This window comes from Blastococcus sp. SYSU DS0619 (genome assembly GCF_054051035.1).
On record NZ_JBJHAM010000023.1, the window covers coordinates 1 to 24,957 of the forward strand.

Annotated in this window: 23 protein-coding genes; 5 read left to right on the forward strand and 18 right to left on the reverse strand. The window is 75.3% G+C overall.

The window, feature by feature from the left end:
• Positions 1-130: 130 nt before the first annotated feature.
• The 13 genes from ACI79T_RS18485 to ACI79T_RS18545 form a co-directional block, all read right to left on the reverse strand.
• The gene (locus ACI79T_RS18485; protein WP_456611561.1) at positions 131-2,038 is read right to left on the reverse strand and encodes a glycosyltransferase; all 1,908 of its coding nucleotides are present in this window, start codon (positions 2,036-2,038) and stop codon (positions 131-133) included.
• 120 nt (positions 2,039-2,158) lie between these two features.
• Positions 2,159-3,091, reverse strand: coding sequence for a GmrSD restriction endonuclease domain-containing protein (locus tag ACI79T_RS18490; protein WP_456611562.1), 933 nt, complete (start codon positions 3,089-3,091; stop codon positions 2,159-2,161).
• A gap of 72 nt (positions 3,092-3,163) precedes the next feature.
• Positions 3,164-3,982: a class I SAM-dependent methyltransferase gene (locus ACI79T_RS18495; protein WP_456611563.1), complete on the reverse strand. Its 819-nt coding sequence runs from the start codon at positions 3,980-3,982 to the stop codon at positions 3,164-3,166.
• A gap of 60 nt (positions 3,983-4,042) precedes the next feature.
• On the reverse strand, positions 4,043-6,331 hold the full coding sequence (locus ACI79T_RS18500; protein ID WP_456611564.1) for a YfhO family protein: 2,289 nt from the start codon (positions 6,329-6,331) through the stop codon (positions 4,043-4,045).
• Positions 6,328-6,771, reverse strand: coding sequence for a GtrA family protein (locus ACI79T_RS18505; RefSeq protein ID WP_456611565.1), 444 nt, complete (start codon positions 6,769-6,771; stop codon positions 6,328-6,330). The genes ACI79T_RS18500 and ACI79T_RS18505 overlap by 4 nt, the downstream gene beginning before the upstream one ends.
• A gap of 2 nt (positions 6,772-6,773) precedes the next feature.
• Positions 6,774-7,841, reverse strand: coding sequence for a glycosyltransferase family 2 protein (locus ACI79T_RS18510; RefSeq protein ID WP_456611566.1), 1,068 nt, complete (start codon positions 7,839-7,841; stop codon positions 6,774-6,776).
• Positions 7,842-8,007: 166 nt separating this feature from the next.
• Complete coding sequence (manA, locus tag ACI79T_RS18515; RefSeq protein WP_456611567.1) at positions 8,008-9,183, reverse strand: mannose-6-phosphate isomerase, class I; 1,176 nt, start codon at positions 9,181-9,183, stop codon at positions 8,008-8,010.
• Positions 9,184-9,257: 74 nt separating this feature from the next.
• Positions 9,258-11,006: a glycerol-3-phosphate dehydrogenase/oxidase gene (locus ACI79T_RS18520; RefSeq protein ID WP_456611568.1), complete on the reverse strand. Its 1,749-nt coding sequence runs from the start codon at positions 11,004-11,006 to the stop codon at positions 9,258-9,260.
• Positions 11,007-11,040: 34 nt separating this feature from the next.
• Entirely contained in the window at positions 11,041-11,985 is a 945-nt protein-coding gene (locus tag ACI79T_RS18525; protein ID WP_456611569.1) for a DUF808 domain-containing protein, read from the reverse strand.
• 75 nt (positions 11,986-12,060) lie between these two features.
• Positions 12,061-13,206 carry an SIS domain-containing protein gene (locus ACI79T_RS18530; protein WP_456611570.1) on the reverse strand — a complete coding sequence of 382 codons (1,146 nt, stop codon included), beginning with the start codon at positions 13,204-13,206 and terminating at the stop codon, positions 12,061-12,063.
• Positions 13,203-13,415, reverse strand: a complete 213-nt coding sequence (locus ACI79T_RS18535) for a Trm112 family protein (protein ID WP_456611571.1) — start codon at positions 13,413-13,415, stop codon at positions 13,203-13,205. The genes ACI79T_RS18530 and ACI79T_RS18535 overlap by 4 nt, the downstream gene beginning before the upstream one ends.
• The gene (locus ACI79T_RS18540) at positions 13,412-14,791 is read right to left on the reverse strand and encodes a phosphomannomutase/phosphoglucomutase (protein WP_456611572.1); all 1,380 of its coding nucleotides are present in this window, start codon (positions 14,789-14,791) and stop codon (positions 13,412-13,414) included. Before ACI79T_RS18540 ends, ACI79T_RS18535 begins: the two co-directional genes overlap by 4 nt.
• Before the next feature lie 158 nt (positions 14,792-14,949).
• Positions 14,950-15,360, reverse strand: coding sequence for a DUF3499 domain-containing protein (locus tag ACI79T_RS18545; RefSeq protein WP_456611573.1), 411 nt, complete (start codon positions 15,358-15,360; stop codon positions 14,950-14,952).
• 160 nt (positions 15,361-15,520) lie between these two features.
• Here ACI79T_RS18545 and ACI79T_RS18550 point away from each other — a divergent pair, with 160 nt between their 5' ends.
• Entirely contained in the window at positions 15,521-15,988 is a 468-nt protein-coding gene (locus ACI79T_RS18550; RefSeq protein WP_456611574.1) for a metallopeptidase family protein, read from the forward strand.
• 45 nt (positions 15,989-16,033) lie between these two features.
• Positions 16,034-16,936, forward strand: a complete 903-nt coding sequence (locus tag ACI79T_RS18555; RefSeq protein ID WP_456611575.1) for a hypothetical protein — start codon at positions 16,034-16,036, stop codon at positions 16,934-16,936.
• A gap of 18 nt (positions 16,937-16,954) precedes the next feature.
• Here the strand turns inward: ACI79T_RS18555 and ACI79T_RS18560 are convergent, their stop codons facing one another.
• Positions 16,955-17,767, reverse strand: coding sequence for a hypothetical protein (locus ACI79T_RS18560; protein WP_456611576.1), 813 nt, complete (start codon positions 17,765-17,767; stop codon positions 16,955-16,957).
• 122 nt (positions 17,768-17,889) lie between these two features.
• Positions 17,890-18,141, reverse strand: a complete 252-nt coding sequence (locus ACI79T_RS18565; RefSeq protein ID WP_456611606.1) for a WhiB family transcriptional regulator — start codon at positions 18,139-18,141, stop codon at positions 17,890-17,892.
• A gap of 363 nt (positions 18,142-18,504) precedes the next feature.
• Between ACI79T_RS18565 and cofD the strand changes: the two genes are divergently transcribed.
• Genes cofD through rfbA form a run of 3 tightly spaced genes read left to right on the forward strand, consistent with a single transcriptional unit; the run spans position 18,505 to position 21,411 of the window.
• Positions 18,505-19,461: a 2-phospho-L-lactate transferase gene (cofD, locus tag ACI79T_RS18570; RefSeq protein ID WP_456611577.1), complete on the forward strand. Its 957-nt coding sequence runs from the start codon at positions 18,505-18,507 to the stop codon at positions 19,459-19,461.
• Entirely contained in the window at positions 19,454-20,515 is a 1,062-nt protein-coding gene (locus tag ACI79T_RS18575) for a coenzyme F420-0:L-glutamate ligase (RefSeq protein WP_456611578.1), read from the forward strand. The genes cofD and ACI79T_RS18575 overlap by 8 nt, the downstream gene beginning before the upstream one ends.
• A 29-nt stretch (positions 20,516-20,544) precedes the next feature.
• Positions 20,545-21,411, forward strand: a complete 867-nt coding sequence (gene rfbA / locus ACI79T_RS18580) for a glucose-1-phosphate thymidylyltransferase RfbA (RefSeq protein ID WP_456611579.1) — start codon at positions 20,545-20,547, stop codon at positions 21,409-21,411.
• A 31-nt stretch (positions 21,412-21,442) separates the two neighbouring features.
• On the opposite strand, the gene ACI79T_RS18585 is transcribed toward rfbA, so the two are convergent.
• The 3 genes from ACI79T_RS18585 to ACI79T_RS18595 form a co-directional block, all read right to left on the reverse strand.
• Positions 21,443-23,035 (reverse strand): hypothetical protein, encoded by a 1,593-nt coding sequence (locus ACI79T_RS18585; RefSeq protein ID WP_456611580.1) that lies wholly within the window; start codon positions 23,033-23,035, stop codon positions 21,443-21,445.
• Between the two features lie 178 nt (positions 23,036-23,213).
• Positions 23,214-24,104, reverse strand: a complete 891-nt coding sequence (locus ACI79T_RS18590; RefSeq protein ID WP_456611581.1) for a DNA-3-methyladenine glycosylase family protein — start codon at positions 24,102-24,104, stop codon at positions 23,214-23,216.
• A 79-nt stretch (positions 24,105-24,183) separates the two neighbouring features.
• A complete protein-coding gene (locus ACI79T_RS18595) occupies positions 24,184-24,954 on the reverse strand; it encodes an SDR family NAD(P)-dependent oxidoreductase (RefSeq protein ID WP_456611582.1) in 771 nt (256 codons plus the stop codon).
• Between the last annotated feature and the right edge of the window lie 3 nt (positions 24,955-24,957).

The following is a 24,957-nucleotide window of genomic DNA, read 5'->3' on the forward strand; positions in this document are numbered from 1 at the left end:
GCCCCCGCCCCGCCCCCCCCCCCCCCCCCCCCCCCGCCCCCCCCCCCCGCGCCGCCCCCCCCCCCCCCCCCCCCCCCCCCCCCCCCCCGTCGGGGTCAGCGCGCCACCGACCCCGTCCCGGTGGCCCGTCTCAGCTGGACTCGAACAGCCGCGTCCAGGTCTGCCGGTCGGTGAGCTCGGGCAGGGCGGCACGCCAGCGGTCGCGGGCACCGTTGCCCTCCCGCGCGAGGCGCACCAGCACCTTGGTGCCCTGCCGGGCCAGCCGGAGCATCTCGTCGCGGTCGAACCGCCGCAGCCGCACGCCCTCCTGGGACGGGTCGGTCACCACCGCGGTGTCGAAGAGGGACACGTGCCACCAGTGCGCGTCGGCCGCGTTGATCGCCGCCGTCCCCCGGTTGCGGTTGCGCAGCTGCCAGACGAGCCGCTTGGCCAGCACCAGGCCCATCATCGACGGCGTCCCGGCCGGCGCGGTCCGCTGCATGTCGACCGACGCCACCCCCGGGACCGACGACGCCGGGTGGTTGGTCGTCTCGGGGTGCGACGCCCAGATCTTGCGGATCTGCGCCGCCGTCTGCGTCCCGCCGTCGGCCAGCACCTCCGGGCCGCGGAGGAAGTCCTCGACCGCGCGGATCAGCAGCGCAGCCAGGCCGTAGCGCATCGACACCACGGCGTCCACGAGCTGCTTGGCGAGGTGGTCGGTGATGCTCCGCCGGTCGAAGTCGCTGTGCAGCGCACTGGTGATCAGGGAGTTGCGGTAGCTGAAGTAGCGCGACCAGTCGTCCCAGTTCTTCCAGGCGAAGTCGGCGTGCCAGACGCCCGCGCCGGGCAGGGTCACGGTCGGGAACCCGGCCGCCCGGGCACGCAGCCCGAACTCGATGTCGTCCCACTGGAAGAAGACCGGCAACGGGTAGCCGACCGCCGAGACGACCTCGGACGGGATCAGGCAGGTCCACCAGGCGTTGTAGTCGCCGTCGATCCGCAGGTCCTGCTGCTCCTCGGTGAGGTCGGCGTTGGTGAGCGCGTCGGGCACCGGCTTGCCGGCCCGCAGGATCGACAGGTCGGCCGACTCCGCCCCGACGTGCAGCCGGTCCGGGTGCAGCAGGTTCAGCATCTGACCGCCCACGAGCACCGGCTCGTCGGCGCGGTCGGCGAACGCCCGGAGCCGCACGACCGTGTCCGGCTCGAGCCGGATGTCGTCGTCCATGAGCAGCAGGTTGACCCGCTCGACGGTCTCGTTGCGCACCGCCTCGTAGATGCCGCGGGTGAAGCCGCCGGCCCCGCCGAGGTTGGGCTGCCGCACGTACCGCAGGGCCGGGCCGAGCGCGGCGCGGACGTCGGCGAACCCCGGCCGGCTCTCGACGGTGTCGGTGCCCTGGTCGACGACGTACACGGCCGCGAGCTCGCCGGCCACCGCGTGGTCGGCCGCCAGCGTGCGGAGCGTGGCCAGGCAGTCGTCGGCCCGGTTGTAGGTGCAGATGACGACCGCGGTCGCGCGACGCGGCCGGATGGTGGCGACCGACCACTGCACGTGGTCGACGACGAGGCCGGCCGCGTCGGTCTCGAGCTCGAGCCAGTAGGCGCCGCCGTCCACGAACCGGTCGAGCGGGAGGGTGAGCGTCAGCGGCTGCTCATGGGCGTCCCGGACCTGCTGGGTGGCCACGGTGCGGGGGGTGCCCTCGCTGTCGGAGGCCATGACCCGGACGAGGCCGGCGCCGGTGACGACCGCGTGCAGGTCCACCGAGCGCGCGGACGTCCAGCGCTGCCAGTACGAGGCGGGGAACCGGCCGAAGTAGGAGTTCGTGGACACGGTGGCATGACCGTCGAGGGACAGCCGGGTGCGCTCGCGCGTCGCGACCCCGGAGACCGTCGTGCAGTACAGGTCGGCCGGGACCTCCGCGGTGGGTCCGGCGAACAGCGTGCGCTGCGCGAGCAGGCGACCCCGGCGCGGGGCCGACTCCGGGGCGGGGGCCGAGGCCTGGGCGGCCTCGGACTGGACGGCCATCACCAAGGTGTCTTCTCCGTTCGGGCGCGGACGCATGCAAGGGAACGTATCCGGCACCGTGCCCGGGACGTCGCCCATCTACCCATCCGCGCGGTCACTTCCTGCAGTCGTCACGCGCAGTGATCGCGCCTGCGCGGAATGCCGCTCCCGGTGCGGCTACTCGCAACCGACCCCGTCGCCGTCCCCGTCCAGGCGCTGCTGCCACCCGGGCTCGCCGGCTGTGATCGGCGCCGCACCCGCGGCCCGGACGGCCGCGCAGTCCGCATAGCCGGCCGACGGCACCGGGCCGGCGGTCGCCCCCTCGGCAGGCTCCTCCGGCGACCCGGCGATCGTCCCGCCCGGCAGGGGTTCGTCCGGGCAGCCGCCGAGGACGGTCACCACGGCGTTGCGCTCGGCCGGGGTCACCCAGGCCCCGTAGCGGAGCTTCACCGCCACCTGCCGGGCCACGTAGCTGCAGCGGTAGGAGCGGTCAGGCGGCAACCAGGTCGCCGCGTCCCCGTCGCCCTTCTGCATGTTCAGCGGGCCGTCGACGGCCAGCAGGTTGAGGGGGTCGTTGGCGAACGCGGTCCGCGTGCCGGTGTCCCACTGCTGCGCGCCCTTCTGCCAGGCGTCCGAGAGGGCGACGACGTGGTCGATCTGCACGTCGTCGCTGGTCTCCGCGCCGCGTCGGAACTCGATGGTGCGCCCGGAGTAGGGATCGGCGAGGGTGCCGGCGAGGACGACGCAGTCGGCGGTGCCGGGCCGGAACGTCTCGCCGGTCAGGTCCCGGGCCAGCACGTCGTTGCGGGTGTCGCAGCCGTTCCGGTCGGTGTCGACCCACCCGGCGCCGAAGAGGTCGCGGTCGTACCCGGTGCGCGGGGCCCGGCCGGCGACCGCCAGCTCGTCGACGGCGGCCAGCGCCGACCCGGGCGGCGCCGCCGCGATCGTCTCCTGCGCCGCACCGTCCGAGAGGATCCCGGTCGGAGGGAGGCCGGCCTCGGACGCGCCCGGCTCGCAGCCGGAGACGCCCACGCCGAGCGCGACGACCACCACGGCCCGCAGCGCTCCGACGCCGAGCCGGCGCCACGGTGCGGGCGCCCGGACCGTCACACCCCTCCCCGCGCGGAACCCACGGGCCGACGGTAGCCGCGCGGCCGCCCGCCCGGAGGCGCCACGCCGGGGTCAGCCGGCCGGCGGCCGCCCCGGCTCGATCAGGCGCACGACCACCTGCTCGTCGTTCGACGTGTAGGCCACGTACTCCGCTCGCGCGCCGGTCCGGTCCAGCCACTCCTGCCAGGCACGGAACTCGTGCTGCTCCCACCCCGGGAAGTTGAAGAACTCGTCGAAGACCAGGACGGAGCCCGCGGTCAGCCGGGGGCCGACCAGGTCGAGGACCGTGACCGCCGACGAGTACAGGTCGCCGTCGACGTGCACGAAATCCACGGGCCCCGGGTGGGCGGCCAGGAAGCCGGGCAGGGTGTCCTGGAACCAGCCGACGACCAGCTCGGCGCCCAGCACGTCGGGCAGCGCACCGACGGCGAACGCGCCCGCGCGGACGTGCGGCCGGTAGTCCTCCGGCAGCCCCGCGAAGGAGTCGAACCCGTACACCCCCTGCCGTCCGCGCCGCTCCGCGATGACCTCCAGGGACCGGCCCTCGAAGACGCCGAACTCCAGCGCCAGCCCCCCGTGCGGGGCGATCTCCAGCCCGTGCTCGAGCGTGCCCGTCCGGTGGTGGAAGGCGCGGGCCGTCGGCATCGCCCGTGCGGCGAAGCGCGCCGAGCTGACGGCGGCATCCCGCTCGCCGGCCGCCAGCAGGTCACGACGCTGGCGGAACTCCACCTCGTGCAGGGCGCTGATCGCCCGGTCCACCTCGGCGCCGACGACCTCCCTGACCAGCGGCGCCAGCAGGCGCCGGAGCGGTCCGCCCAGCGCGTCCACCACCCGGTCCCGAAGGGCCCGGCCCGCCCCGCCCGGTTCCGCGTCCCGCCGGCCTCGCACCATGCCGCCACTCCCTCCGGCCGGCGCCAGGGCCGACGCCGGACCAGGGGGCGACCGTAACTGCTATCGGGCCCGCAGTCGCCGGCGCCCGCGATGGCGCTGCCACGACCACAGCCCGGCCTGCACGAGCACGACCAGTGCCGCACCGGCGGCGGCGAAGGCGCCCGCTCGCAGACCGGGCGGGGCGTAGTCGAGGACCAGGGTGTGCTCACCGGCCGGCACCGGCACGGCCAGCAGGCCGGCCGGCCCGTCGAGCACCGGGACCTCCTCGCCGTCGACGGTGGCCGTGTAGCCGGGCCAGGCCAGCCGGGCGAAGAGCACCCGGCCGGCGTCGTCGGCGGTGTACCGGACGACCTCGCGCTCCTCCTCGGCGTCGTCCGCCAGCACCTCGATCCCGGGCGAGGTCCACGACACCCGGCCGGCGTCGGCGTACGGCTCGTCGCGGACCCATACCGCCCGCACCGGCGACCGCTCCGCCACCTGCCAGCCGGGCGGCGGCTGCTGCCGGTCGACGACGTCGTCGCCGAGCAGGTCCCGCTGCAGGACCAGCGTCGAGACGCGGAGGGCGTCGACCAGCGGCACCGGGTAGTCCGGGCCGGCCGGCTGCCACAGCCGGTCGAACGCCTCCGGGCAGGTGGCCCCCCGGTAGTCCGTGCAGAGCTCGTCGGCGAACTCCTGGAAGCCGATGCCGCTGTAGCTCGCCACCGTCGTGGTACCGGTCGGCCGCACCAGGTTGCCGAAGGTGATCTCACCGCCCCGCATCTGCTCGGTCGTGACCACGTCGTGCCGGGCCAGCTGCAGGACCGTTCCCTCGTACGACGTCGTGCCGGCGGCCAGCGCGGTCAGGTCCGAGGCCGGCCGCAGGCCGAAGCCGTCCGGGCGGAAGGGCAGGACGGTGGTCTGGAAGGCGACGACGGCGACGGTGCCCGCGACCAGCACGGCGCCGAGGCCGGGCAGCCCCCACCGCCGGCCGACCGCCACGGCGAGCGCGGTGCCGGCCGCCACCAGCAGCAGCGCGGCGGCGTGCTCCGGGAGGAGCCCGGCCGGCCGGACCGCCCACGCCAGGTAGGTGCCGCCGAGGACGATCGCGCCGCTGGCCACGGCCCGCCGGCGCGGGGAGTCGGTGGCCAACCCGGCCGAGAGGACGACGGCGAAGATCACGGCCACCGCGAGGTACAGGTACTCCACCAAGCGGACCGGCCAGCGGAACAGCCACAGGTTCGAGGGCGCGAGCGTGGCGAGCAGGTAGAAGCCGGCGATCCCGAGGAGCCCGGCCAGCGATCGCGCCCGGCGCCGGAGCCGGGACCAGCGCAGCCACGGCAGCAACGGGAGGACGAACCAGGCGAGGTAGGTGGACGGCTGCGTCTCGAGCAGCGCGCCGCCCCAGTTGGTGATGGACGGCAGGTAGGTCGGGGAGCTCGCTGCGGCGAGGTCGCCGAGGTCGGGGACCAGGAAGGTGTCGTTGGCGAGGACGGCGAGATCCTGGCGCAGCGAGACGTCCCCGGCGCCGAGCAGCGGCAGGTACACCGGCAGGGCCACCAGGCCCGCGCAGGCGCCCATCACCACCAGGTGCAGCAGCCGGGTGAACCGGCGCCGCAGGAGCAGCTCGACACCGAGCGCCGTCAGGACGACGACCATGCCCAGCGCGCCGTAGGGGTTCCCGGTCGTCATCACGAGGGCGCCGGCGAGGAAGGGGACGATCGGGTTGAGCCGGCCCCGCGCGTGCCGGCGGGCCGCCCACCAGAACCAGGTCACCCAGGTGAAGGCCATCAGCCCCGCCGGCCACCCGGCCGCCTCGTACCAGAGGGTGAAGCCGGAGAACGGGACGGCGAGCGCGACGACGGCTGCGGGCCACCGGCGGGCGCCGTGCTCGCGGGCCAGCAGGAAGGTGCCCATCGCCAGCAGGCCGAGGAACTCCACCATGACCACGGCCGCGGCCTGCGCGAGGTCGTCGAAGTAGGAGACCAGCACGAAGTTGGCCAGGCTGACCGGGTTCCAGATCCCGTTCAGCCCCTCGGCGGCGTAGTTCCCGCCCATCCAGGCGGCCGGGTCCATGGTGACCCACTCGCCGTTCCGCAACCGCTGGCCGAAGACGTGCCACAACGGCGCGAACTGCTCGTACTGGTCGCCGACGTAGTAGAACAGCCGCTCCCGCCAGTAGGGGATCGCGCCGATCACCCAGGCGGCCACGCCGACGCCGAGGGTGACCAGCCACTCGGGCGGCCGGCGCCGCGTCCGGGGCGGCGCGCCGGCGGCGGCTCCCGCGGGCACCGCCGCCGTGTCGTCCGCCGGGGCCGTTCCCGGTGACGCCGCGGCCCGGGAGGCCGACCCGACGGCGCTCGACCCGCTCACCGGGGCGCTCCCGGCGGGGCGGGCTGGACCGCGCCGGGCTCGACCGGCTCCCCCGTCGCGGCAGCCGGGTTCCCCGTCAGCAGCCGTCGGGACAGCAGGAAGGTCACCGGGATCGCCGCCACCGCGGCGAGCAGCGGTGCCACGCGCTCGTCCACGGCGAGCCACTCCACGAGGGCGACGACACCGACCGTGGTCATCACGTAGTTCGTCGCGTTGGTCAGCGGGAACAGCGCCAGCTTCCGCCAGGTCGGGCGGGTGCGGAAGGTCCAGTAGCAGTTGAGCAGGAACGACCCCACCATCGCGACCAGGATCGCGCCGAGGTGGGCGACCAGGTAGTGCGTCCACAGGCTCAGCAGCAGGTACGTGCCGTAGTAGACGCCGGTGTTCACCACGCCGACGACGGCGAACCGGACGGCGTGGCGCAGGGTGGTCCGGTCCACCCTCACCTCGAGGACCGGCGGTCGGCCGGGACCGGGGGCCGGACGTACCCCCCGTCCACGTCGGCCTGGACGTCGGGTGCGACCCAGTTGCCCACCATCACGGTGTTCCGCCGCGCGGGGGCCCGCCGGCCCGCCTCCGCGGCCGACAGCTCGTCGCTGGCCGCCGCCACCAGGAAGTGCGGCCGGTGCTTGCTCTCGTAGTAGATCCGGCCGACGTACTCGCCGATGACACCCAGGAACAGCAGCTGCAGGCCGCCGAGCCCGATCACCGCGGCGACGAGGGTCACGTAGCCGGGCACCACGATGCCGCCGACGACCGCGGCCACCACGAGGTACGCGGCGTAGCCGAAGGCCAGCATGGTGACCGCCAGGCCCACGTAGATGGCCAGCCGCAACGGCGCGTTGTTGAAGGACATGACGCCGTCGATGCCGTAGTTCAGCAGCCTGCGCATCGACCACCGGCTGGCGTCGCCGCCGAACCGGGCCTCGTTGCGGTAGTCGATGGTGGCGGTCGGGAAGCCGATCCAGGCGAACAGCCCCTTGGAGAACCGGTTGTACTCGCCCAGCTGCAGCAGCGCGTCGACCGCGCGGCGGCTCAGCAGCCGGAAGTCGCCGACGCCGTCCTCGATGCGGACCTCGACGAGCGAGTTGACCATCCGGTAGTAGAGCCGGGAGAGCAGGCTCCGGCCGAAGGCGTCGCCGGTGCGGTCCCGGCGGGCGACCACCTGGTCGTGGCCCTGCTCGAACAGGTCGAGCATCTGCCGGATCAGCCGCGGGGGGTGCTGGAGGTCGGCGTCCATGATGACGACGGCGTCCCCGCGCGCGTAGGCCAGGCCGGCCAGCATCGCCGACTCCTTGCCGAAGTTGCGGCTGAGCGACACGTACCGGACGCGCGGGTCCTGCGCGTTCAACTCCTGCAGCACCTGGACCGTCCGGTCGCGGCTGCCGTCGTCGACGAGCACGAATTCGAGGTCGGCCGGGACGTCCTCCATCACCGCCGTGACCTGGGCGACGAGTTCGGGCAGGACCCGCTCCTCGTTGTGGCAGGGGACCACCACGGACAACAGCATGCAGGCGCCTCCAACTGGTCGGGCCGCCGCCCCGGGCGGTCCGACACGGGGTGGCACGACGATGTGCACTCACCGCCATTGTCCCGGACGCCGGGCCGCACCGCAGATTCCCGACGCCGACCGGCGCCTCGGCGTGCGGGTCCAGCCCAGGCTACGTGCTGCGGCTTCAGCCCAGGTTGGTCGTCGCCCGGTAGAGGACCGCGGGGCCACGAGCGGTGACCGGCGCCCCGGCCGGGACGAACGCCGAGCGGCCCTTCTCCAGGGTGAGCTCGCCGTCGCCGGAGGTGAGCACGGCCGAGCCCTCGGTGCAGAAGAGCAGCTGCGGCCCGCGGGTGGTCAGGGTGCCCGACTGCTCGTCGAGCTGGCAGCGGGTCAGGTCGAAGTCGTCGACCGGTACCGGGTAGCGCAGCCCACCCGGCCCGAGCACCGGGTGGATCACCGGCACCCGGCCGTCGCTGAAGTCGAGCACCTCGATCAGCGCCGCCAGGTCGACGTGCTTGGCGGTCAGGCCCCCGCGGAGCACGTTGTCCGAGCTGGCCATCACCTCGACGCCGGCGCCCGACAGGTAGGCGTGCAGGTTCCCCGCCGGCAGGAACACCGCCTCCCCGGGCGACAGCTTCAGGTGGTTGCACATCAGCGAGATCACCACGCCGGGGTCGCCCGGGTAGGTCTCCGCCAGCGTGGCCGCCCAGCGGTAGGTGTTGATGAACTCCGGGTCGTGGGCGGCCACGAATCGGGCGGCCGCGGTGGCGACGGCGGACACCAGCTCGGTCCGCCGCTCCCCGGTCAGCGCCAGCAGCTGCGGGATGGCCGCGCGCAGGCCACCGCGGGCGAGGGCGGCGATGGTCGGCTTCAGCTCCGGCACCTGCAGCTTGGCCAGGCAGTGCAGCGACTCCTCCACCGGCCGGAACCCGCAGAGCGCCTCGAAGGTGGTCAGCGCGAGGAGCAGCTCGGGCTTGTGGAACGGGTCCTTGAACGTGCGCGTCGGGTCGTCGTGCGGGATGCCGGCGGCCTCCTCGGCGGCGTACCCCGCCCGGGCCTGCTCCGTCGTGGGGTGCGCCTGCAGCGACAGCGGGCTGTCCGCCGCGAGCACCTTCATCAGGAACGGCAGCCGGGGGCCGAAGCGCTCGAGCACCGGACCGCCGAGCAGCGTCCCGGGGTCCTCGGTGATCGCCTTGTCCAGCGGGCGGCCGTCGTCGAGCGTGCTCGGCTCGTCCGGGTGCGCGCCCACCCACAGCTCCGCGTGCGGCCGGTCCGCGGGCACGGGCTCACCGAGGAGCGCGGGGATGACGGTCCGGCTGCCCCATGGGTAGAAGCGCACGCCGTTGCTGAGCTGCCACATCGTCTGCGCAGGTTACGTCCCGCCTCCGGACCGCGGAACGCACCACCACCCCGGGGAGGGAGACGCCCGCGCGCTCAGACCGCCGCGCGCACGTCCGGCGCCCCGAGGCGAGCCGCGTCGGCGGTCCGGTCGTCGGGCATGCGCTGCGACTCGCGCTCGGCGTCGACCCGGGCCGCGTAGTGGGTGATCTCCCGGGCGGTGCGCTCCTCGTCCCAGTCCAGGGCCGCGGCCATGAGCGCCGCCACCTCAGGCGCGGACTCCACCCCGCGGTGCGGCGTCTCGATCGAGATCCGCGTCCGCCGGGTGAGCACGTCGTCGAGGTGCAGGGCACCCTCGGCCGTGACCGCGTGCACCACCTCCGCGGCCAGGTGCCCGGGAGCGCCGGTCAGCGGGCGGCCCAGCGCGGGGTCGCCCCGAACCAGGTCCAGCACCGCCGTCACCTGGTCGCCGTGGCGCTCCAGCAACCGGGCGACGGCGTCCTCCGGCACCCCGTACCCGGCGGCCAGCTCGGCCGCCCGGTCCCGCACGCCGGCCCAGCCGCGCGCGCCGACCAGCGGCAGCTCGGCCGTGCGCGAGCGCGGCGCACCCGGCAGCCCCTCGACCGCGGCGTCGACGGCGTCCGCGGCCATCACGCGGTACGTCGTGTACTTGCCGCCCGCCACGAGCACGAGCCCCGGCACGGGCATGACGACGGCGTGCTCGCGGGAGAGCCGGCTGGTGTCGTCGGACTCCCCCGCCAGCAGCGGGCGCAGGCCGGCGTACACGCCGACGACGTCGTCGGCCGTCAGCGGCCGGGCCAGCACCCGGTTGACCTGGTCGAGCAGGTACCCGATGTCGGCGCTGCTCGCGGCCGGGTGGTCCCGGTCCAGCCGCCAGGGCGTGTCGGTCGTGCCGACGATCCAGTGCTCCCGCCACGGGATCACGAACAGCACGCTCGTGGGCGTGCGCAGGATCAGCCCGTCGGGGTCGAGGTCGGCGCCGTCGATCGCCGCCCGGGGCACCACCAGGTGCACGCCCTTGGAGGCGCGCACCTTCAGGCTCGGGGCCGAGGCACCGAGCATCTCCCCCACGTCGTCGCTCCACACCCCGGTGGCGGCGATGACGCTGCGGGCGCGGACGGCGAACGAGGAGCCGTCGGTCAGGTCGGCCACCCGGACGCCGACGACCGGGGCGTCCGCAGCGTCGCCGTCGCGCAGCAGGCCGACCACCCGGGCGCTGGAGAGCACGTGCGCCCCGTAGCCGGCCGCCGTCCGGACCACGGCGAGGGTGTGCCGGGCGTCGTCGACCTGGGCGTCCCAGTACCGGATCGCTCCCCGGACCGCGTCCCGGCGCAGCGCCGGGAACGCCGCCAGCGTGGCGCGGCGGGACAGGTGCCGATGGCGCGGGATGACCCGGTCGCGGGCGAAGGCGGCGCCCAGCACGTCGTACAGCGCGACGCCGGCGCCGTAGTAGGCCCGCTGCCAGACCGGCGCGGTCAGCGGCAGGAGGAACGGCAGCGGGCGGACCAGGTGCGGGGCGATGGTGCCGACCAGCCGGGCCCGTTCCTTGAGCGCCTCGCGCACCAGCGGGAAGGCCAGCTGCTCCAGGTACCGCAGACCCCCGTGGATCAGCTTGCTGGAGCGGCTGGAGGTGCCGGCCGCGAAGTCCCGGGCCTCCAGCAGCCCCACCGACAGACCGCGGCTGGCGGCGTCCAGCGCGGCGCCGGCGCCGGTCACCCCGCCGCCGATCACGAGCACGTCGACGACGCCCTCGGCCAGCCGGGCGCGGTCGGCGTGCCGCCGTTCCGGTGACAGCAGCGTGCGGTCGGTCTTCCCCGGGTCCATGGCCCCTACTGTCCCCCCACCGGCCGCCGCTCCCTCAGTGCGCCGCGGGCTCCGCCTTCGTGCGGTGCACCGTCAGGTTCATGACCAGCACGATCAGCGCGCCGACGACGAGGCCGAGGACGGCGCTGCCCAGCGTGTTGACCAGCCAGCCCACGACACCGCCGACGGCACCGGTGGCGTCGTGCGCGGCCTCCTCCAGGTGGTGCACGAACTCGTAGAGCGGGTGGAAGCCCAGCTCGTCGGTGCCGAGCAGGATGATGTGCCCGCCGACCCACAGCATCGCCGCCGTGCCGATGACGGTGAGGGCGGTCAGGAGCTTCGGCATCCCCTTCACCAGCCCGCGGCCGAACGCGGCGAGGCCCTTCGAGGGCCGCTGGGACAGGCTCAGCCCGACGTCGTCCATCTTCACGATCACGCCGACGACGCCGTAGACCAGGACGGTGATGCCGAGCGCGACGACCGCGAGGATGATCGCCCGGGACCAGAAGCCCTCGTCGACGACCTCGTTGAGCGAGATCACCATGATCTCGGCCGACAGGATGAAGTCGGTGCGCACCGCCCCGGAGACGATCGTGTTCTCGTCCGGGAGCGCGTCCTCCACCGTCGCGTGCGACTCCTGGTGGCCGTTGAACCGGTGCCAGATCTTCTCCGCGCCCTCGTAGCAGAGGTAGGCGCCGCCGATCATCAGGATCGGGGTGAGCAGCCACGGCAGGAACTGGCTGAGCAGCAGGATCGCCGGGAGGATGATCAGCAGCTTGTTGCGCAGCGAGCCCAGCGCGATCTTCCGGATGATCGGCAGCTCGCGCTCGGCGTTCAGGCCGTGCACGTACTGGGGCGTGACCGCGGTGTCGTCGACCACGACGCCCGCCGCCTTCATGCTGGCCCGTCCGGCAGCTGCGCCGATGTCGTCGATCGAGGCGGCGGCGGCGCGCGCCAGCACCGCCACGTCGTCGAGCAGGGCTACGAGTCCACCCGCCACGGGAGATCCTTCCGATCGGTCAGCACCGGCGTGCTGTCGCAATGATGGTGACCCGTCCGCGGGCCGCGCGCGTGCTCAGGGACGGAGCGCCCGCTCGGAGTCCAGCGCCAGCGCCAGGTACACGGCGCTGAAGTCCGCGACGGCCAGCTGCCGTGCCAGCCGCGGCAGCCGCGCGTAGCGCTCCGGGTCGCCGTGCTCGGCCAGCCCGCTGACCGGCACGTTGTGCGCGGCGGCGGTCCGCAGCACCTGCTGCATCGCCTCCTCCGCCGAGCGCGGCTCCCGCTCCCCCGCGCCGTCGTGCCCGCCGGCGTCGGTGTCGCGGATGGTGAGCAGCCGCAGCCGGCGGCCGGGGTCGTCGGCGCGGTCGCGGAAGAAGTCGTCGGTCCCCTCCTGCGGCACCAGCGGGCCCCCGAGGACCGCGCACGCCGCGACCCGCTGGTCGGGCAACCGGAAGCCGGTGGCCGGCAGCCCCGCCAGGGTGGCCAGCTGGTCGGCGACGCGGGTCGCCGCCGCACCGGCCAGCGGGCCCTCCGCGGCGATCACGGGAAGGGCGTCGAGCAGCTCCAGCGCGAGCGTCTTCGCCGGGTTGACGAACGACTCGCGGGCCGGCCCGCACTCCTCGGCCACCTCGTCGAGCGCGGTCGCGACCGCCTCGGTGTCGGCGCCCCCCTCGGGGAGCAGCCGCAGGTCGGTGGCCAGCCGCAGCATCGGGGTGAGCAGCGACCACAGCGTGGTGTGCCGCACCCGGCTGCGCGGCAGCGCGACGTAGGGCGCCCGCGCGGCGGAGCAGGCGGCGCGCAGGGGTGCGTCGTCGGCGCCGATGCCGACCAGGGCGACGCCCCGGCGGGCGGCCTCGTAGGCCGGCCCGACCGCGTACGCGCCCGCGCCGGTGCGGGTGACCACGACCGCGATGTCGCTCGGGCCGGTCCACACCGGCAGCGCCGGACCCGGCACGACGTCGACGGTGACCGGGCTGGTGGGCCCGAGCAGGGCGCGCAGCACCGACGCGGCGACGGCGCCCTCCCGCCGGGCCACGATCACCAGCCCCCGGGGCCGGCCGCCCTCGGTGACCCGGCCGAGCCCGGCCTCCTCGGTCAACCGGGCGGTCTCCCGGACCTGCGCGCCGGCGCCGGCCACCGCCGGCAGGAGGCCGCGGGGGTCCCGGGCGCGCAGCAGGTCGAGGTCGTCGAGGACCTCCTCGGCGAGCTCGGGCGAGGTCATGACGAGCGGTGCCGCGCCTCGTCCAGGAGCAGCACCGGGATGCCGTCGCGGACGGGGAAGGCCCGGTCGCAGGTGCCGCAGACCAGCTCGGCGGCCGCCTCGTCCACGGTCAGCGGCGTGTGGTGGGTGTCGGGGCAGGCGAGGATCGACAGCAGGTCCGGGTCCAGGCCCAGCGGGCCGTTCGGGGCGCTGCTCTGCGGTGCGGTCACTTCTGCTCCTGTCCCGCGCGCACGGTGCCCAGCACCTGGTCGCGCAGCTCGGTCATGCGCGCCGTGTCCGGCGCTTCGACGTTGAGCCGCAGCAGCGGCTCGGTGTTGCTGGCCCGCAGGTTGAACCAGGCGCCGTCCGGCAGCTCGACGGTCAGCCCGTCGAGCTCGTCGACCGTGACGCCCTCCTGCTCCTCGAACAGCTCGCGCACCGCGGCCGTCCGCTCCGCGGCGTCGGCCACGGTGGAGTTGATCTCACCGGAGGCGGCGTACCGCGAGTAGGCGGCGGTCAGCTCCGACAGCGGCCGCCCCTGCTCCCCCAGCGCGGCGAGCACGTGCATGGCCGCGAGCATGCCCGTGTCGGCCCGCCAGAAGTCCCGGAAGTAGTAGTGCGCGGAGTGCTCGCCGCCGAAGACGGCGTCGGTGCGGGCCATCTCGGCCTTGATGAACGAGTGCCCGACGCGGGTGCGCACCGGCTGCCCGCCGTGCTCGCGGACGATCTCGGGCACGGCGCGGGAGGTGATCAGGTTGTGGATGATCGTCGTCCCGCGGCCCTTGGCCAGCTCCCGGACCGCCACCAGTGCGGTGATCGCCGACGGGCTGACCGGCTCGCCGCGCTCGTCGACCACGAACACCCGGTCGGCGTCGCCGTCGAACGCCAGGCCGATGTCGGCGCCGTGCTCGACCACGGCCCGCTGCAGGTCGACCAGATTGGCCGGGTCCAGCGGGTTGGCCTCGTGGTTGGGGAACGAGCCGTCGAGCTCGAAGTACAGCGGCACGACGTCCAGCGGCAGGCCGGCGAGGACCACGGGCACGGTGTGCCCGCCCATGCCGTTGCCCGCGTCGACGACGACCTTCAGCGGCCGGATCGTGGCCAGGTCGACCAGCGAGCGCAGGTGCGCGGCGTACTCGGCCAGCACGTCCCGGGCGCTCACCGTGCCCACCCGGTCCGGCGTGCGGTCGTAGGAGTCGTGCTCGGCCCACTCGCGGATGGTGACCAGCCCGGAGTCCTGGCCGATGGGGGCCGCCCCCGCCCGGCACATCTTGATGCCGTTGTACTGCGCGGGGTTGTGGCTGGCGGTGAACATCGCCCCGGGCATGCCGAGCGAGCCGGCGGCGAAGTACAGCAGGTCGGTGGAGCCCAGACCGGCCTCGACGACGTCGACGCCCCGGGCGATGACGCCCTCGGCGAAGGCGCGCGAGAGCGGGACGGAGGACTCCCGCATGTCGTGCGCGGTGACCACGGCGGTCGCGCCGCTGTCGGCGAGCACGAACTCGGCGAACGCCGCGCCGATCGCCCGCGAGACGTCCTCGTCCCACTGGTCGGGGACCACACCTCGGACGTCGTAGGCCTTGATCAGCGCCGAGAGATCGGACAACGCAGCCCATCCTCGCAGTCGGGACTGCCGCGACCGGACGGCCGGCGGCGTCGCCGACCCTATAAGGGCCACCCTTCCCCCCACGCCTCGCAGGCTCGGCGAGGGTCCCTGGAGGGTGGCCGTTCCAGCACCTCACCTACCTCAGCGAGGAGGGCGCCTCAGGGCAGGTCGGGGAGGATGCGCAGGTGCCCGCGGCGGATGCCGCTGCCGTCGTCGGCCGGGTCGCGCACCGGCTCCGGCCGGGCGGCCTCGCGGACGGCGTCGGCCAGCGCGAGCAGGTCGTCGCCGGTCGGGCCGACGTCGTCGAGGTCGATCTCGTGCCGGACGACCTCCCAGCCGCGCGGCACCGTCAGCCGCTCGCCGTGGAACTCGCACAGGTCGTAGCTGTGCGGTTCGGAGAACGTCGCCAGCGGGCCGACAACGGCCGTCGACTCCGCGTACACGTAGGTCAATGTCGCCGCTGCCGGTTGCGCGCAGCCGCTGCGCGAGCAGCGACGTGACTGCCTCACCACCGGTTCCTCACGCCAGGCACAGTAACTCCGCCCGGCGGTGCGCGACAGCAGGCACACCGGGAATCCCGCCGCGACGCACCATCCTGCACGATGACCCCGTGGGCATCGTCACCGGTAGGGCACGGGTTCCGGACGGCTCGGGCGGAACCGGGGAAACGGGCCGCCGAGCCGTTCCCGGACCCGGCGTGTCGTACCTCGCCGTACCCTTCGACCCGTCATGAGCCACCCTCCCCGCCGCCGCACCCGCTCCCGCCGCGACCGCCACGGCCGCGGCCTGCGCGGACGCCTGGCGCCCGCGCAGGTACCTCTCTCGCGCAGTCGCGCCGAGCAGTTCGACGACCTGGTGCTCGACGCGGTCGAGGACCTGGAACGCCGCTGGGAGCGCGAGCTGGCCGGTGTGGAGTTCGCCGTCGAGGACGTGCCGTGGGTCGAGCACGACGACCCGGACGAGGCGCTGCTGGACTCCGACGTGCTCGACGACGCCGGCGTCCCGCTGGCCCGGCTGCTGCCCGCCCGCCGCGAGCAGGGGCAGGACGCACCGCCGCGCATCGTCGTCTACCGGCGCCCCCTGGAACTGCGCGCCCACGACCGCGAGGACCTCGCCGACCTGGTCCGCGACGTGGTGGTCGACCAGGTCGCCACCCTCCTGGGGCGGGATCCCGAGGAGATCGACCCCACCGGCTGACCGCGCGCACCCGGGGCCGCACTCCTGGCTGAGATGCTGGGCGGGATGGACGTCCCCACCGCCGCCGCCTGGCTGGTCGTCGGCGTCGTCCTGGGCGGGCTCGTGGTGGGCGCCGTGGTCGCCGCCGTGACCGCCGCCCGCCGCCGGGGCGACGGCACCGACGGCACCCGCGGCAGGCCGGCCGGAGCACGCACCGAGCGGGTCGACGACCTGGCCGACTTCCTCGCGCACCCGCCCGGCACGCGGCCGGAGCGGCCGACCCCCGTGGGGTGGGCGGCGCTCGCCCCCGCGCCCCCCGCGGCGAGCGCGCCGCACGACAGGCCCCGCCGGCGGGCGCAGCTGCCGCCGGCCGCCGTCTGGGTCGCCGCCCTGGCGCTGGTCGGCACCGCCGCCGCCGTCGCAGCCGGGAGCCGGCCCGGTGACGCACCCGCGGAGGCCGCGCCGTCGGCCGACGCCCCGACGCCCCCGGCCGAGGAGGTGGCCCCCGGCGCCCTCGTCGCGGACCTGGCGGTCGCGGGGCTGGTCCTCGAGCCGCGGGCGGTGGGCATCACCGCGGCCTATCCCGAGCTGCGGCTGACGAGCGAGGACGGCGCGACGCGGCTGGAGCTCCGGCTGCCCACCTACAACTGCCTCACCGCCGAGCCGCCACCCGACCCGGTCGCGGCCGGCTGCGTCGCCATCCCGGTCGAGCACGCGACCCTGGGCCCGCAGCAGCTGCGCGTGGCGCGCGACGGCGACCGGCTGACCGTGCGCGGGGAGGCCGCCACCGCCGTCCGTCCGGCCGGGTCCACCGCGGAGCCGACCGGCCGCGTCTACGACCTCGAGCTCACCGTGGTGCCCGACGGCGGCCGCACCGCGGACGGGCTGCGCGCGGCCACCGGCGAGCTGCGGCTGGGCACCGGCACCGCTCCGGTCCTGCCCGACCGCAGCCGGGTCCGGGCCGGCTGACCGGCGGGCCGACCGGGCTCAGCGGGGCCAGCGCCGGGCCGGCGCGGAGAGGGTGACGACCGGGGCGCCCATCCCGGTGCCCACCCCGCCGTCCCCGGGGAACGCCCACCACGGCCAGCGGTCGGCACCGTCCACCAGGGTGAGCAGGCCCGCCCGCAGCCGGTCGCCGTCGGTCACCACGGCGACCTCGACACGGCCGACGGCCGCGTGCAGCCGGGCCGTGGCCCGCAGGAACGCCCGCGCCCGCCGGTCGCGCTCGCCGGCCAGCAGCCCGGGCAGCCGGCGCTCCAGGAACTGCTGCCCCGTGCTGCGCTCGACCCGGCCGAGCTCGTCCAGCCCGTCGACCAGGGCGGCGCTACGGGCGTTGGCCAGCACCGCCGTCGGCAGGGCGGCGGCCAGGGCGCGCGTGGTGGGATCGCCGAGGGGCAGGCCGGTCAGGTGCAGCGTCCAGGGGCCGCGCAGCGAGCCGAGGAGGCCGAGCACGCCCGTCGCGAGCGCCCCGGCGGCCGCCTCGTCACCGGCCAGCAGCCGTGCGGTGGGGCGGCCGGGCGGCAGCGGCGGGCGGTCCTGCCCCAGCAGGGAGACGACGGTGAACGGCCCGCGGCGGCGCAGCGAGAGGAAGGCTGCGGCCCGCGGCGGGCCGTCGGGCGTGCCGTCCACGACCACGGCCGCGGGCCGGGCGAGGGTGCGGTGCGCGGCCCCGTCGTTCAGGACTCCGGTCAGCCACGGCGCGCGAGCCGTCAGCGGGGCCGCGAGCGCGACCGCCAGGGGCTCCGCGGCCCGGACCTCGCGCACCACGCGTGCGCGACCGACGGCGACACGGGCGACCACGTCCCGAACCGAACCACAGCCACCGCCAGGGGTCGTCGGCGGCTGCAGCAACGCGTCGGGGCGGCCCTCTCGCAGGGGCCCGCCGCGAGCGTGCGAGCGGTGGCGGGCGGGAGGGTCCTCTTTCAGACGGCGCGACGGCGCAGGCGGCGCCGCTCGCGCTCGGAGAGGCCGCCCCAGATGCCGAAGCGCTCGTCGTTGGCCAGCGCGTACTCGAGGCACTCGGCCTTGACCTCGCAGCCGGTGCAGATCTTCTTCGCCTCGCGGGTCGAGCCGCCCTTCTCGGGGAAGAACGCCTCCGGGTCGGTCTCGGCGCACAGCGCCTGCTCCTGCCACGACTGGGCGTCGGGCTCCAGGCCGAACCCGAGGAAGCCCACGAACGGCTGCCCCGTGCCCTGGCCCACGGCCTGCCCCGCACCCTGACCCGCGCCGTGGCCGGCGGCCCCCAGACGGTCGGCCGACCGCTCGGACCCGTTCACGTAATCGCTCAACCACGACACCTCAGCCATGACGGTGCGTCCCCTCTCGCTCTCGTCCCGGTGCGCGGCCGGCAGGAGGTTCCCGGGCCGCTCAGCACTCGTTGACACCGACGGAATTACACGCGTGTCGTTGCCCGGCCGTCAACTTCGCCCGGTGTAAGCGACACGCCACACCAGCCCCATCCGTCCCAGGTGTTCGTCAGATGTCGTGGCACCCCTCGACACGCCCGGCGAACAGTGCACAAGTGCTCATCGGGCACCATGCGTTTCGTGCAGATCGTCGTGCTGGCCGGTGGGACCGGAGGGGCCCGATTCCTGCGTGGGGTCCGCGCGGCGGCCCCCGGGGCGGAGATCACGGCCGTGGTCAACACCGGCGACGACGTGACGATGCACGGGCTGCGCATCTGCCCGGACCTCGACACCGTCGTCTACACCCTCGGCGGCGGCATCGACGAGGAGCGCGGCTGGGGCCGGGCCGGGGAGTCGTGGACGGTCAAGGAGGAGCTGGCCGCCTACGGCGCCGACCCGGCGTGGTTCGGCCTGGGCGACCGCGATCTCGCGACGCACCTGATCCGGACGCGGATGCTCGACGCCGGCTACCCGCTCTCCCAGGTGACCGCGGCGCTGGCCGACCGCTGGCAGCCCGGCGTCACCGTCCTCCCCATGAGCGACCAGCGGGTGGAGACGCACGTCGTGGTCACCGACCCCGACGACGGCCGCCCGCGCGCCATCCACTTCCAGGAGTGGTGGGTCCGTCACCGGGCCGCCCTCGACGCCTCGGCGTTCGTGCAGGTGGGTGTGGACGCCGCGCGCCCGGCCCCGGGCGTCGTCGAGGCGTTCGCCGCCGCCGACGCGGTCCTGCTGGCCCCGTCGAACCCGGTGGTGTCCATCGGGACGATCCTCGGCGTGCCCGGGCTGCGCGAGGCGCTGCTCGCCTCCCCCGCCCGGGTCGTCGGCATCTCGCCGATCGTCGGCGGCGCGGTGGTGCGCGGCATGGCCGACCGCTGCCTGCCCGTGCTCGGCATCGAGGTGAGCGCCGAGGGCGTCGGCCGGCACTACGGCGCTCGCACCGACGGCGGCCTGCTCGACGGGTGGCTGGTGGCCGAGGACGACACCGCCGAGGTCCCGGGCGTCGACGTGCGCCGGGTGCCGCTGCTGATGTCCTCCCCCGAGGCCACGACCGCGCTGGCCCGCGCCGCCCTCGACGCCGGTGCCTGAGCTCCCTGCCGGCATCTCGGTGCTGCCCGTCGCCGGGCTGCCGGAGTTCGGCCCCGGGGACGACCTGGCCGGGGCCGTGGCGGCCGGGGCGCCCTGGCTGGCCGACGGCGACGTCGTCGTCGTCACCTCGAAGGTGGTCTCCAAGGTCGAGGGCGCGCTGGTCCGGGTCGAGCCGGGCGCCGACCGGGAGGCCGCCCGGCAGGCCGCGATCGACGCGCAGACGGTGCGCACGGTGGCCCGCCGGGGCCCGCTGAAGATCGTGCAGACACCGCAGGGCTGGGTGGTGGCCGCGGCGGGCATCGACGCCTCCAACGTCGCCTCCGACACCCTCGTCCTCCTGCCCGAGGACGGCGACGCCTCGGCCCGCCGGCTGCGCGCGCGGTTGCGGGAGCTGGCCGGCGTGGACGTCGCCGTGGTCGTGAGCGACACCTTCGGCCGCACCTGGCGGGAGGGCCTGACCGATGTGGCGGTCGGCTCGGCCGGCATCACCGCCCTCGACGACCACCGCGGCGCCGTCGACGCGCACGGCAACCGGCTGGAGACCACCCGGGTGGCGGTGGTCGACGAGCTGGCGTCGGCGGCCGACCTGGTGAAGGGCAAGCTGGCCGGCGTGCCGGTGGCCGTCGTCCGCGGCCTGCCCCTGCGGCGCCCGGCCGAGGACGCCGACGACGGCACCCGGCCGCTGGTGCGCCTGCCCGGCGACGACCTCTTCCCCTACGGCACCCGCGACCTGGTCGGCTCCCGTGCGCCCGCGACCGCGCTCGTGCCCCGCCCCGGCGAGCGGGAGGCGGCGGCCGCGGCGTTCCGGGTGGCCAGCACGGCGCTGCCGGAGTTCCCGGTGGTGCTGCGGCACGGGGGCGAGGGGGACGGCGTCGTCGACGTCCACCTGCCCGACGCCGTGACGACGACGAGCGCGCTCAATGCCGGGGCGCTGGTCGGCGTGGCGATCGTGCAGCTGCACGCCGAGGGCTGGGACACGCGCTGGGAGCCGGTCGCCACCGCCGGTGGCACCTCACTCGTCGGGAGGCTGTGGCTCGGCCGATCCGGGGTCTGAGCCGGTCGACCTCGGTAGGGTCGCCGATCATGCGCGGGATCATCCTGGCCGGAGGCACCGGGAGCCGTCTGTTCCCCATCACCCAGGCGGTGAGCAAGCAGCTCATGCCGGTGTACGACAAGCCGATGATCTACTACCCGCTCTCCACGCTGATGATGGCCGGGGTCCGCGAGGTGCTGGTCATCACCACGCCCGGCGACCAGGAGGCCTTCCGGCACCTGCTCGGTGACGGCAGCCGGCTGGGGATGCGGATCGACTACGCCGTGCAGCCGCGCCCGGAGGGGCTGGCGCAGGCGTTCCTCATCGGTGCGGAGTTCCTCGGCGGCGAGGCCGCGGCCCTGGTGCTCGGCGACAACATCTTCTACGGCGCGGGGCTCGGCACCGCCCTGTCGCGGCTGCCGGAGCCCGATGGCGGGCACGTCTTCGCCTACCACGTGGCCAACCCGCGCGACTACGGCGTCGTGGAGTTCGACGGCGCCGGCCGGGTCCTCTCCATCGAGGAGAAGCCCGAGACCCCGAAGAGCTCCTACGCGGTGCCCGGGCTGTACTTCTACGCCGGCGACGTCGTCGAGGTCGCGCGGGGCATCACCCCCAGCGCGCGCGGCGAGCTGGAGATCACCGCGGTCAACGAGCACTACCTGCGGCAGGGCCGGCTGACGGTCACCGCCCTGGACCGGGGCACCGCCTGGCTCGACACCGGCACGTTCGCCTCGCTGCGCCAGGCCACCGAGTTCGTCTCCGTGGTCGAGGAGCGCCAGGGGCTGAAGATCGGCTGCATCGAGGAGGTCGCCTGGCGCAACGGCTGGCTGGACGACGACGGGCTCGTGCGCGCCGCCGGACCGCTGGGCAAGAGCGGCTACGGGGACTACCTGCTCGGCCTGCTCACCGACCGCTGACCTCCGGGCCGGATCCGGCGCCGCCCGGTCGTCAGCGACGGCTGGCCACCGACGAGCTCCCCGGTCCACCGGCATCGGCCGTGACGGGTGGACGCCCGTGCCGTTCGAGCCCCAGGTCGAGGGGTGCGGTCGAGTCCGGCGGCGACGTCCCGCCCACCGACGCCCCTGGTCCGTCCGCCTTCTTCCGGGCACCGGTCCGGTCCACCAGGAGGAGCAGCGCCGCGAGGGTCACCGCGATGGCCGACCAGTAGACGTACCGGTAGTCGTAGCCGATGACGATCGGCAGGTACGTCACCACGTAGACGGCGGCGGACGCGCCCAGGGCCAGCGCCACACCGGCGTGCGCCCACTCCCGGCGTCTCCGCCAGGCCACCCCCACCACCGCGAGGGCGGCGAGCAGCCAGAAGAAGGGCCGGTAGACGAACCCGAAGTTCCGCGCGGTGAAGCTGTCGTAGGACTCGAGCAGCTGCGTCGCCGCGTTGGGCGAGAACTCGACCCCGTAGGGGTTCTCCAGGATGCCGTACCAGGACACGAAGACCTGCTCGGGCGGCGTGTCGAGGAAGTCGCCGAAGACCCGCAGCCGGAACTCCGCGTACCGCAGGGGCCGCTCGGCCACCCCGCGGAGGTACAACTCCCGCAGCTGGTCTGCGTGGGTCAGGAACGGTGCGGGGATGGTGCCGGTCGTGTTGGCGCAGCGCCACGTGTAGTTGACGTCGAAGCCCGACGGCGGGCACGACGTGGCGAGCCGGAGGAGGTAGTCCCGCAGCGGCGCGTCGACCGGCGCGGCCCGCAGCTCGTCGACGGAGTACAGGTGCAGCACGTCGTCGACCATGATGCTGGCCGCCGGGGACGTCTCCTGGACCGGGCGGACGGCGTCGATGACCGGCGTCGCCACGAGCGAGGCGAGCAGCGTGCCGCCCGCCAGCACGACGCGCCGCCGGCGGCTTCCCCCCGCCGACGGCCAGGTGAGCAGGGCGAGCACGGGTACCAGCGCCGGCAGCGCGTTGTACCGGACCGCCCCGGCGTAGGCCAGCAGGACGAGGGCTGCCGCCACCGTGAGGTTCCGGAGCCACACCCGCGAGATGCCCCGCCGGACGTGGAGCAGGAGCACCACGGCCAGCAGCATGGCGAACGCGAACTGCGCGTCCTTCCAGATGACGCCCGAGATGCTCGCGACGTAGGGCACGGTGCCCACGAGCAGCGGGAGGAGGGCCAGCAGCACGCGCCCGGTCCGCTGGAACACGTACACCGCGAGCAGCGTGAGGCTGCCCCACAGGAGTGCCAGCTGCAGCACGAGCATGCCGCCGACGCTCCCGCCCGACAGGGCCATCGTCAGCCACCACACCGCGGTCATGACCGGCGGGTGCCAGTCGTCGAGCGGCCGGGCACCGAGCGCCTGCCCCAGCTGCTGGATGGTGTCCCAGGACATGAAGCCGGGGTAGATCGGCACGACGTTCACCACGCAGAGGCCCGCTCCCAGGAGGGAGAGGACCAGCACCCAGCGGGCGTCGGACCACGGCGGGGCGGCGCGCCGCCCCTGGGCCACCCGACGCATCGCGGCGGACCGGCCGTCGGTCGGCGGACCGTCCGGGGCGCGCCCGGCCGCCCTCGTCGTCTTGAGCATGAGTGGAGAAACCGTTCCCGTCCGAGGGGCTGCTCGCCGCATCCGTCGCCGGTCCCGGCCGCTCACCGGGGACTGCGCGAACCCGACTGTAGGTTCCGCCGCGCCCTTCCCAGCAGGCCGGACCGCGTGTCGGCACCACCCACCACACGTGCACCGGGCGTTCGGTGCACCCGGTCCCTCACCTGCCGCGGTGGTTCGTCGGCGCGTACCGGGGCCCGCGCCGTGGACGGCGCGGACCGCCGGCGAGGATGAGCCGCACCACGCGCTGCCGGTGGCCGCGCCACGGCTCCAGCAGCTCCAGCATCCCGGCGTCGTCGGTGTCCCGGCGCCCGGTGAGCGCGAAGCCCACGGTGTTCTTCAGGTGGTAGTCGCCGACGCTGACCGCGTCGGGGTCGCCGAACGCCCGCTGCACGACCTCGGCCGCGGTCCACACCCCGATGCCGGGGATGGAGCAGAGCCGCCGCTGCAGCACCGCGGAGTCGCAGCCCTCGCCCGGCTCGAGCCGGTGGGCCACGGTGGCCACCGCGCGCAGCGCCCGCCGGCGGGCGCCGTCGAGCCCGCACCGGTGCCACTCCCAGTCGGTGACCTCCAGCACCCGACGCGCCGACGGGACGACCCGCATGCCCGCGGGCGCGGGTCCGGGCGCCGGTTCGCCCGCGAGGCGGCACAGCTCGCGGAAGACCCGGTAGGCCTCCGCCGTCGTCACCTTCTGCTCCAGGACGGCGGGCAGCAGCGCGTCCCAGGCCCGGCCGGTGCGCCCCAGGCGCAGCCCGGGGTGGGTGCGGTGCAGCTCGGCCACCAGCGGATGGGCGTCGCCGGGACGGAACTCCTCCGGCCGGTCGTCGGCGCCGAGCCAGCCCGGCACCGCGGCGCCGGCGCATCCGGCCCCCGGCCCCCACGCCTCGATGCGGACCGCCCCGGACTCCCGGGCGATCCGCACGGTCGCCGGGCCGTCCACGGTGGTCGTCGTCCGCCACAGACCGCCGTCGGCGACCCGCATCGTGGGGTCGGCGGACCCCCGCCGGTGCGGCGCCAGCGCCCGGTCCAGGTCCAGGTCCCAGCCGGGCACCCAGGACGTCGCGTGGTCGGCGACGGCCCGGGCGCCCGGGGAGGTGGTGCTCGTGCTCAGGAGGTGCTCCCGGAGGGGATCAGCGGGGTGCCATGCGCAGCGCGCCGTCCATCCGGATGACCTCGCCGTTGAGGTAGCCGTGCTCCACGATGGCCAGGGCCAGCTGGGCGAAGTCGTCGGGACGTCCGAGCCGCTTGGGGAAGGGTATGCCCGCCGAGAGCGCCTGCCGCGCCTCCTCGGGCAGCCCGCCGAGCAGCGGCGTGTCCACCAGCCCGGGGGCGATCGTGCAGACCCGCACGCCGACGCTCGCGAGGTCGCGGGCGGCCGGCAGCGTCATGCCCACGATCCCGCCCTTGGAGGCGGCGTAGGCGATCTGGCCGATCTGTCCGTCGTAGGCCGCGATCGAGGCGGTGTTCACCACGACGCCGCGCTCGCCCTCCTCGTCGGGCTCGGTGGCCGCCATCGCCGCGGCGGCCAGCCGGAGCACGTTGAAGGTGCCCACCAGGTTGACCGAGACCGTGCGGGTGAAGGCGCCCAGGTCGTGCGGCTGCCCGTCGCGGCCGACGGTGCGCTGGGCCCAGCCGATGCCGGCGCAGTTGATCGCGATCCGCAGCGGCCGGTCCTTGCCGGCCGCCTCGGCGATCGCGGCCTGCACCGACGCATCGTCGGTGACGTCGGTGCGCACGAACGTGGTGTGCCCGCCGAGCTCGGCGGCCAGGGCGGCGCCCTTCTCCTCCTGGAGGTCGAGGATGGTGACGGCGGCCCCGCGGGCGGCGAGGGCTCGGGTGGTGGCCTCGCCGAGCCCGGAGGCTCCTCCGGAGACCACGGCTGCGACGTCGAAGCTCTTCATGCC

What these genes read in the sequence shown, in the direction of transcription:
- ACI79T_RS18595 (WP_456611582.1), bottom strand. Translation starts at nt 24,954, where the DNA reads ATGAAGAGCTTCGACGTCGCAGCCGTGGTCTCCGGAGGAGCCTCCGGG.
- ACI79T_RS18530 (WP_456611570.1), bottom strand. Translation starts at nt 13,206, where the DNA reads ATGACCTCGCCCGAGCTCGCCGAGGAGGTCCTCGACGACCTCGACCTG.
- rfbA (WP_456611579.1), top strand. Translation starts at nt 20,545, where the DNA reads ATGCGCGGGATCATCCTGGCCGGAGGCACCGGGAGCCGTCTGTTCCCC.
- manA (WP_456611567.1), bottom strand. Translation starts at nt 9,183, where the DNA reads ATGTGGCAGCTCAGCAACGGCGTGCGCTTCTACCCATGGGGCAGCCGG.
- ACI79T_RS18585 (WP_456611580.1), bottom strand. Translation starts at nt 23,035, where the DNA reads ATGCTCAAGACGACGAGGGCGGCCGGGCGCGCCCCGGACGGTCCGCCG.
- ACI79T_RS18495 (WP_456611563.1), bottom strand. Translation starts at nt 3,982, where the DNA reads ATGGTGCGAGGCCGGCGGGACGCGGAACCGGGCGGGGCGGGCCGGGCC.
- ACI79T_RS18485 (WP_456611561.1), bottom strand. Translation starts at nt 2,038, where the DNA reads ATGCGTCCGCGCCCGAACGGAGAAGACACCTTGGTGATGGCCGTCCAG.
- ACI79T_RS18520 (WP_456611568.1), bottom strand. Translation starts at nt 11,006, where the DNA reads ATGGACCCGGGGAAGACCGACCGCACGCTGCTGTCACCGGAACGGCGG.
- ACI79T_RS18555 (WP_456611575.1), top strand. Translation starts at nt 16,034, where the DNA reads ATGGACGTCCCCACCGCCGCCGCCTGGCTGGTCGTCGGCGTCGTCCTG.
- ACI79T_RS18550 (WP_456611574.1), top strand. Translation starts at nt 15,521, where the DNA reads ATGAGCCACCCTCCCCGCCGCCGCACCCGCTCCCGCCGCGACCGCCAC.
- cofD (WP_456611577.1), top strand. Translation starts at nt 18,505, where the DNA reads ATGCGTTTCGTGCAGATCGTCGTGCTGGCCGGTGGGACCGGAGGGGCC.
- ACI79T_RS18510 (WP_456611566.1), bottom strand. Translation starts at nt 7,841, where the DNA reads ATGCTGTTGTCCGTGGTGGTCCCCTGCCACAACGAGGAGCGGGTCCTG.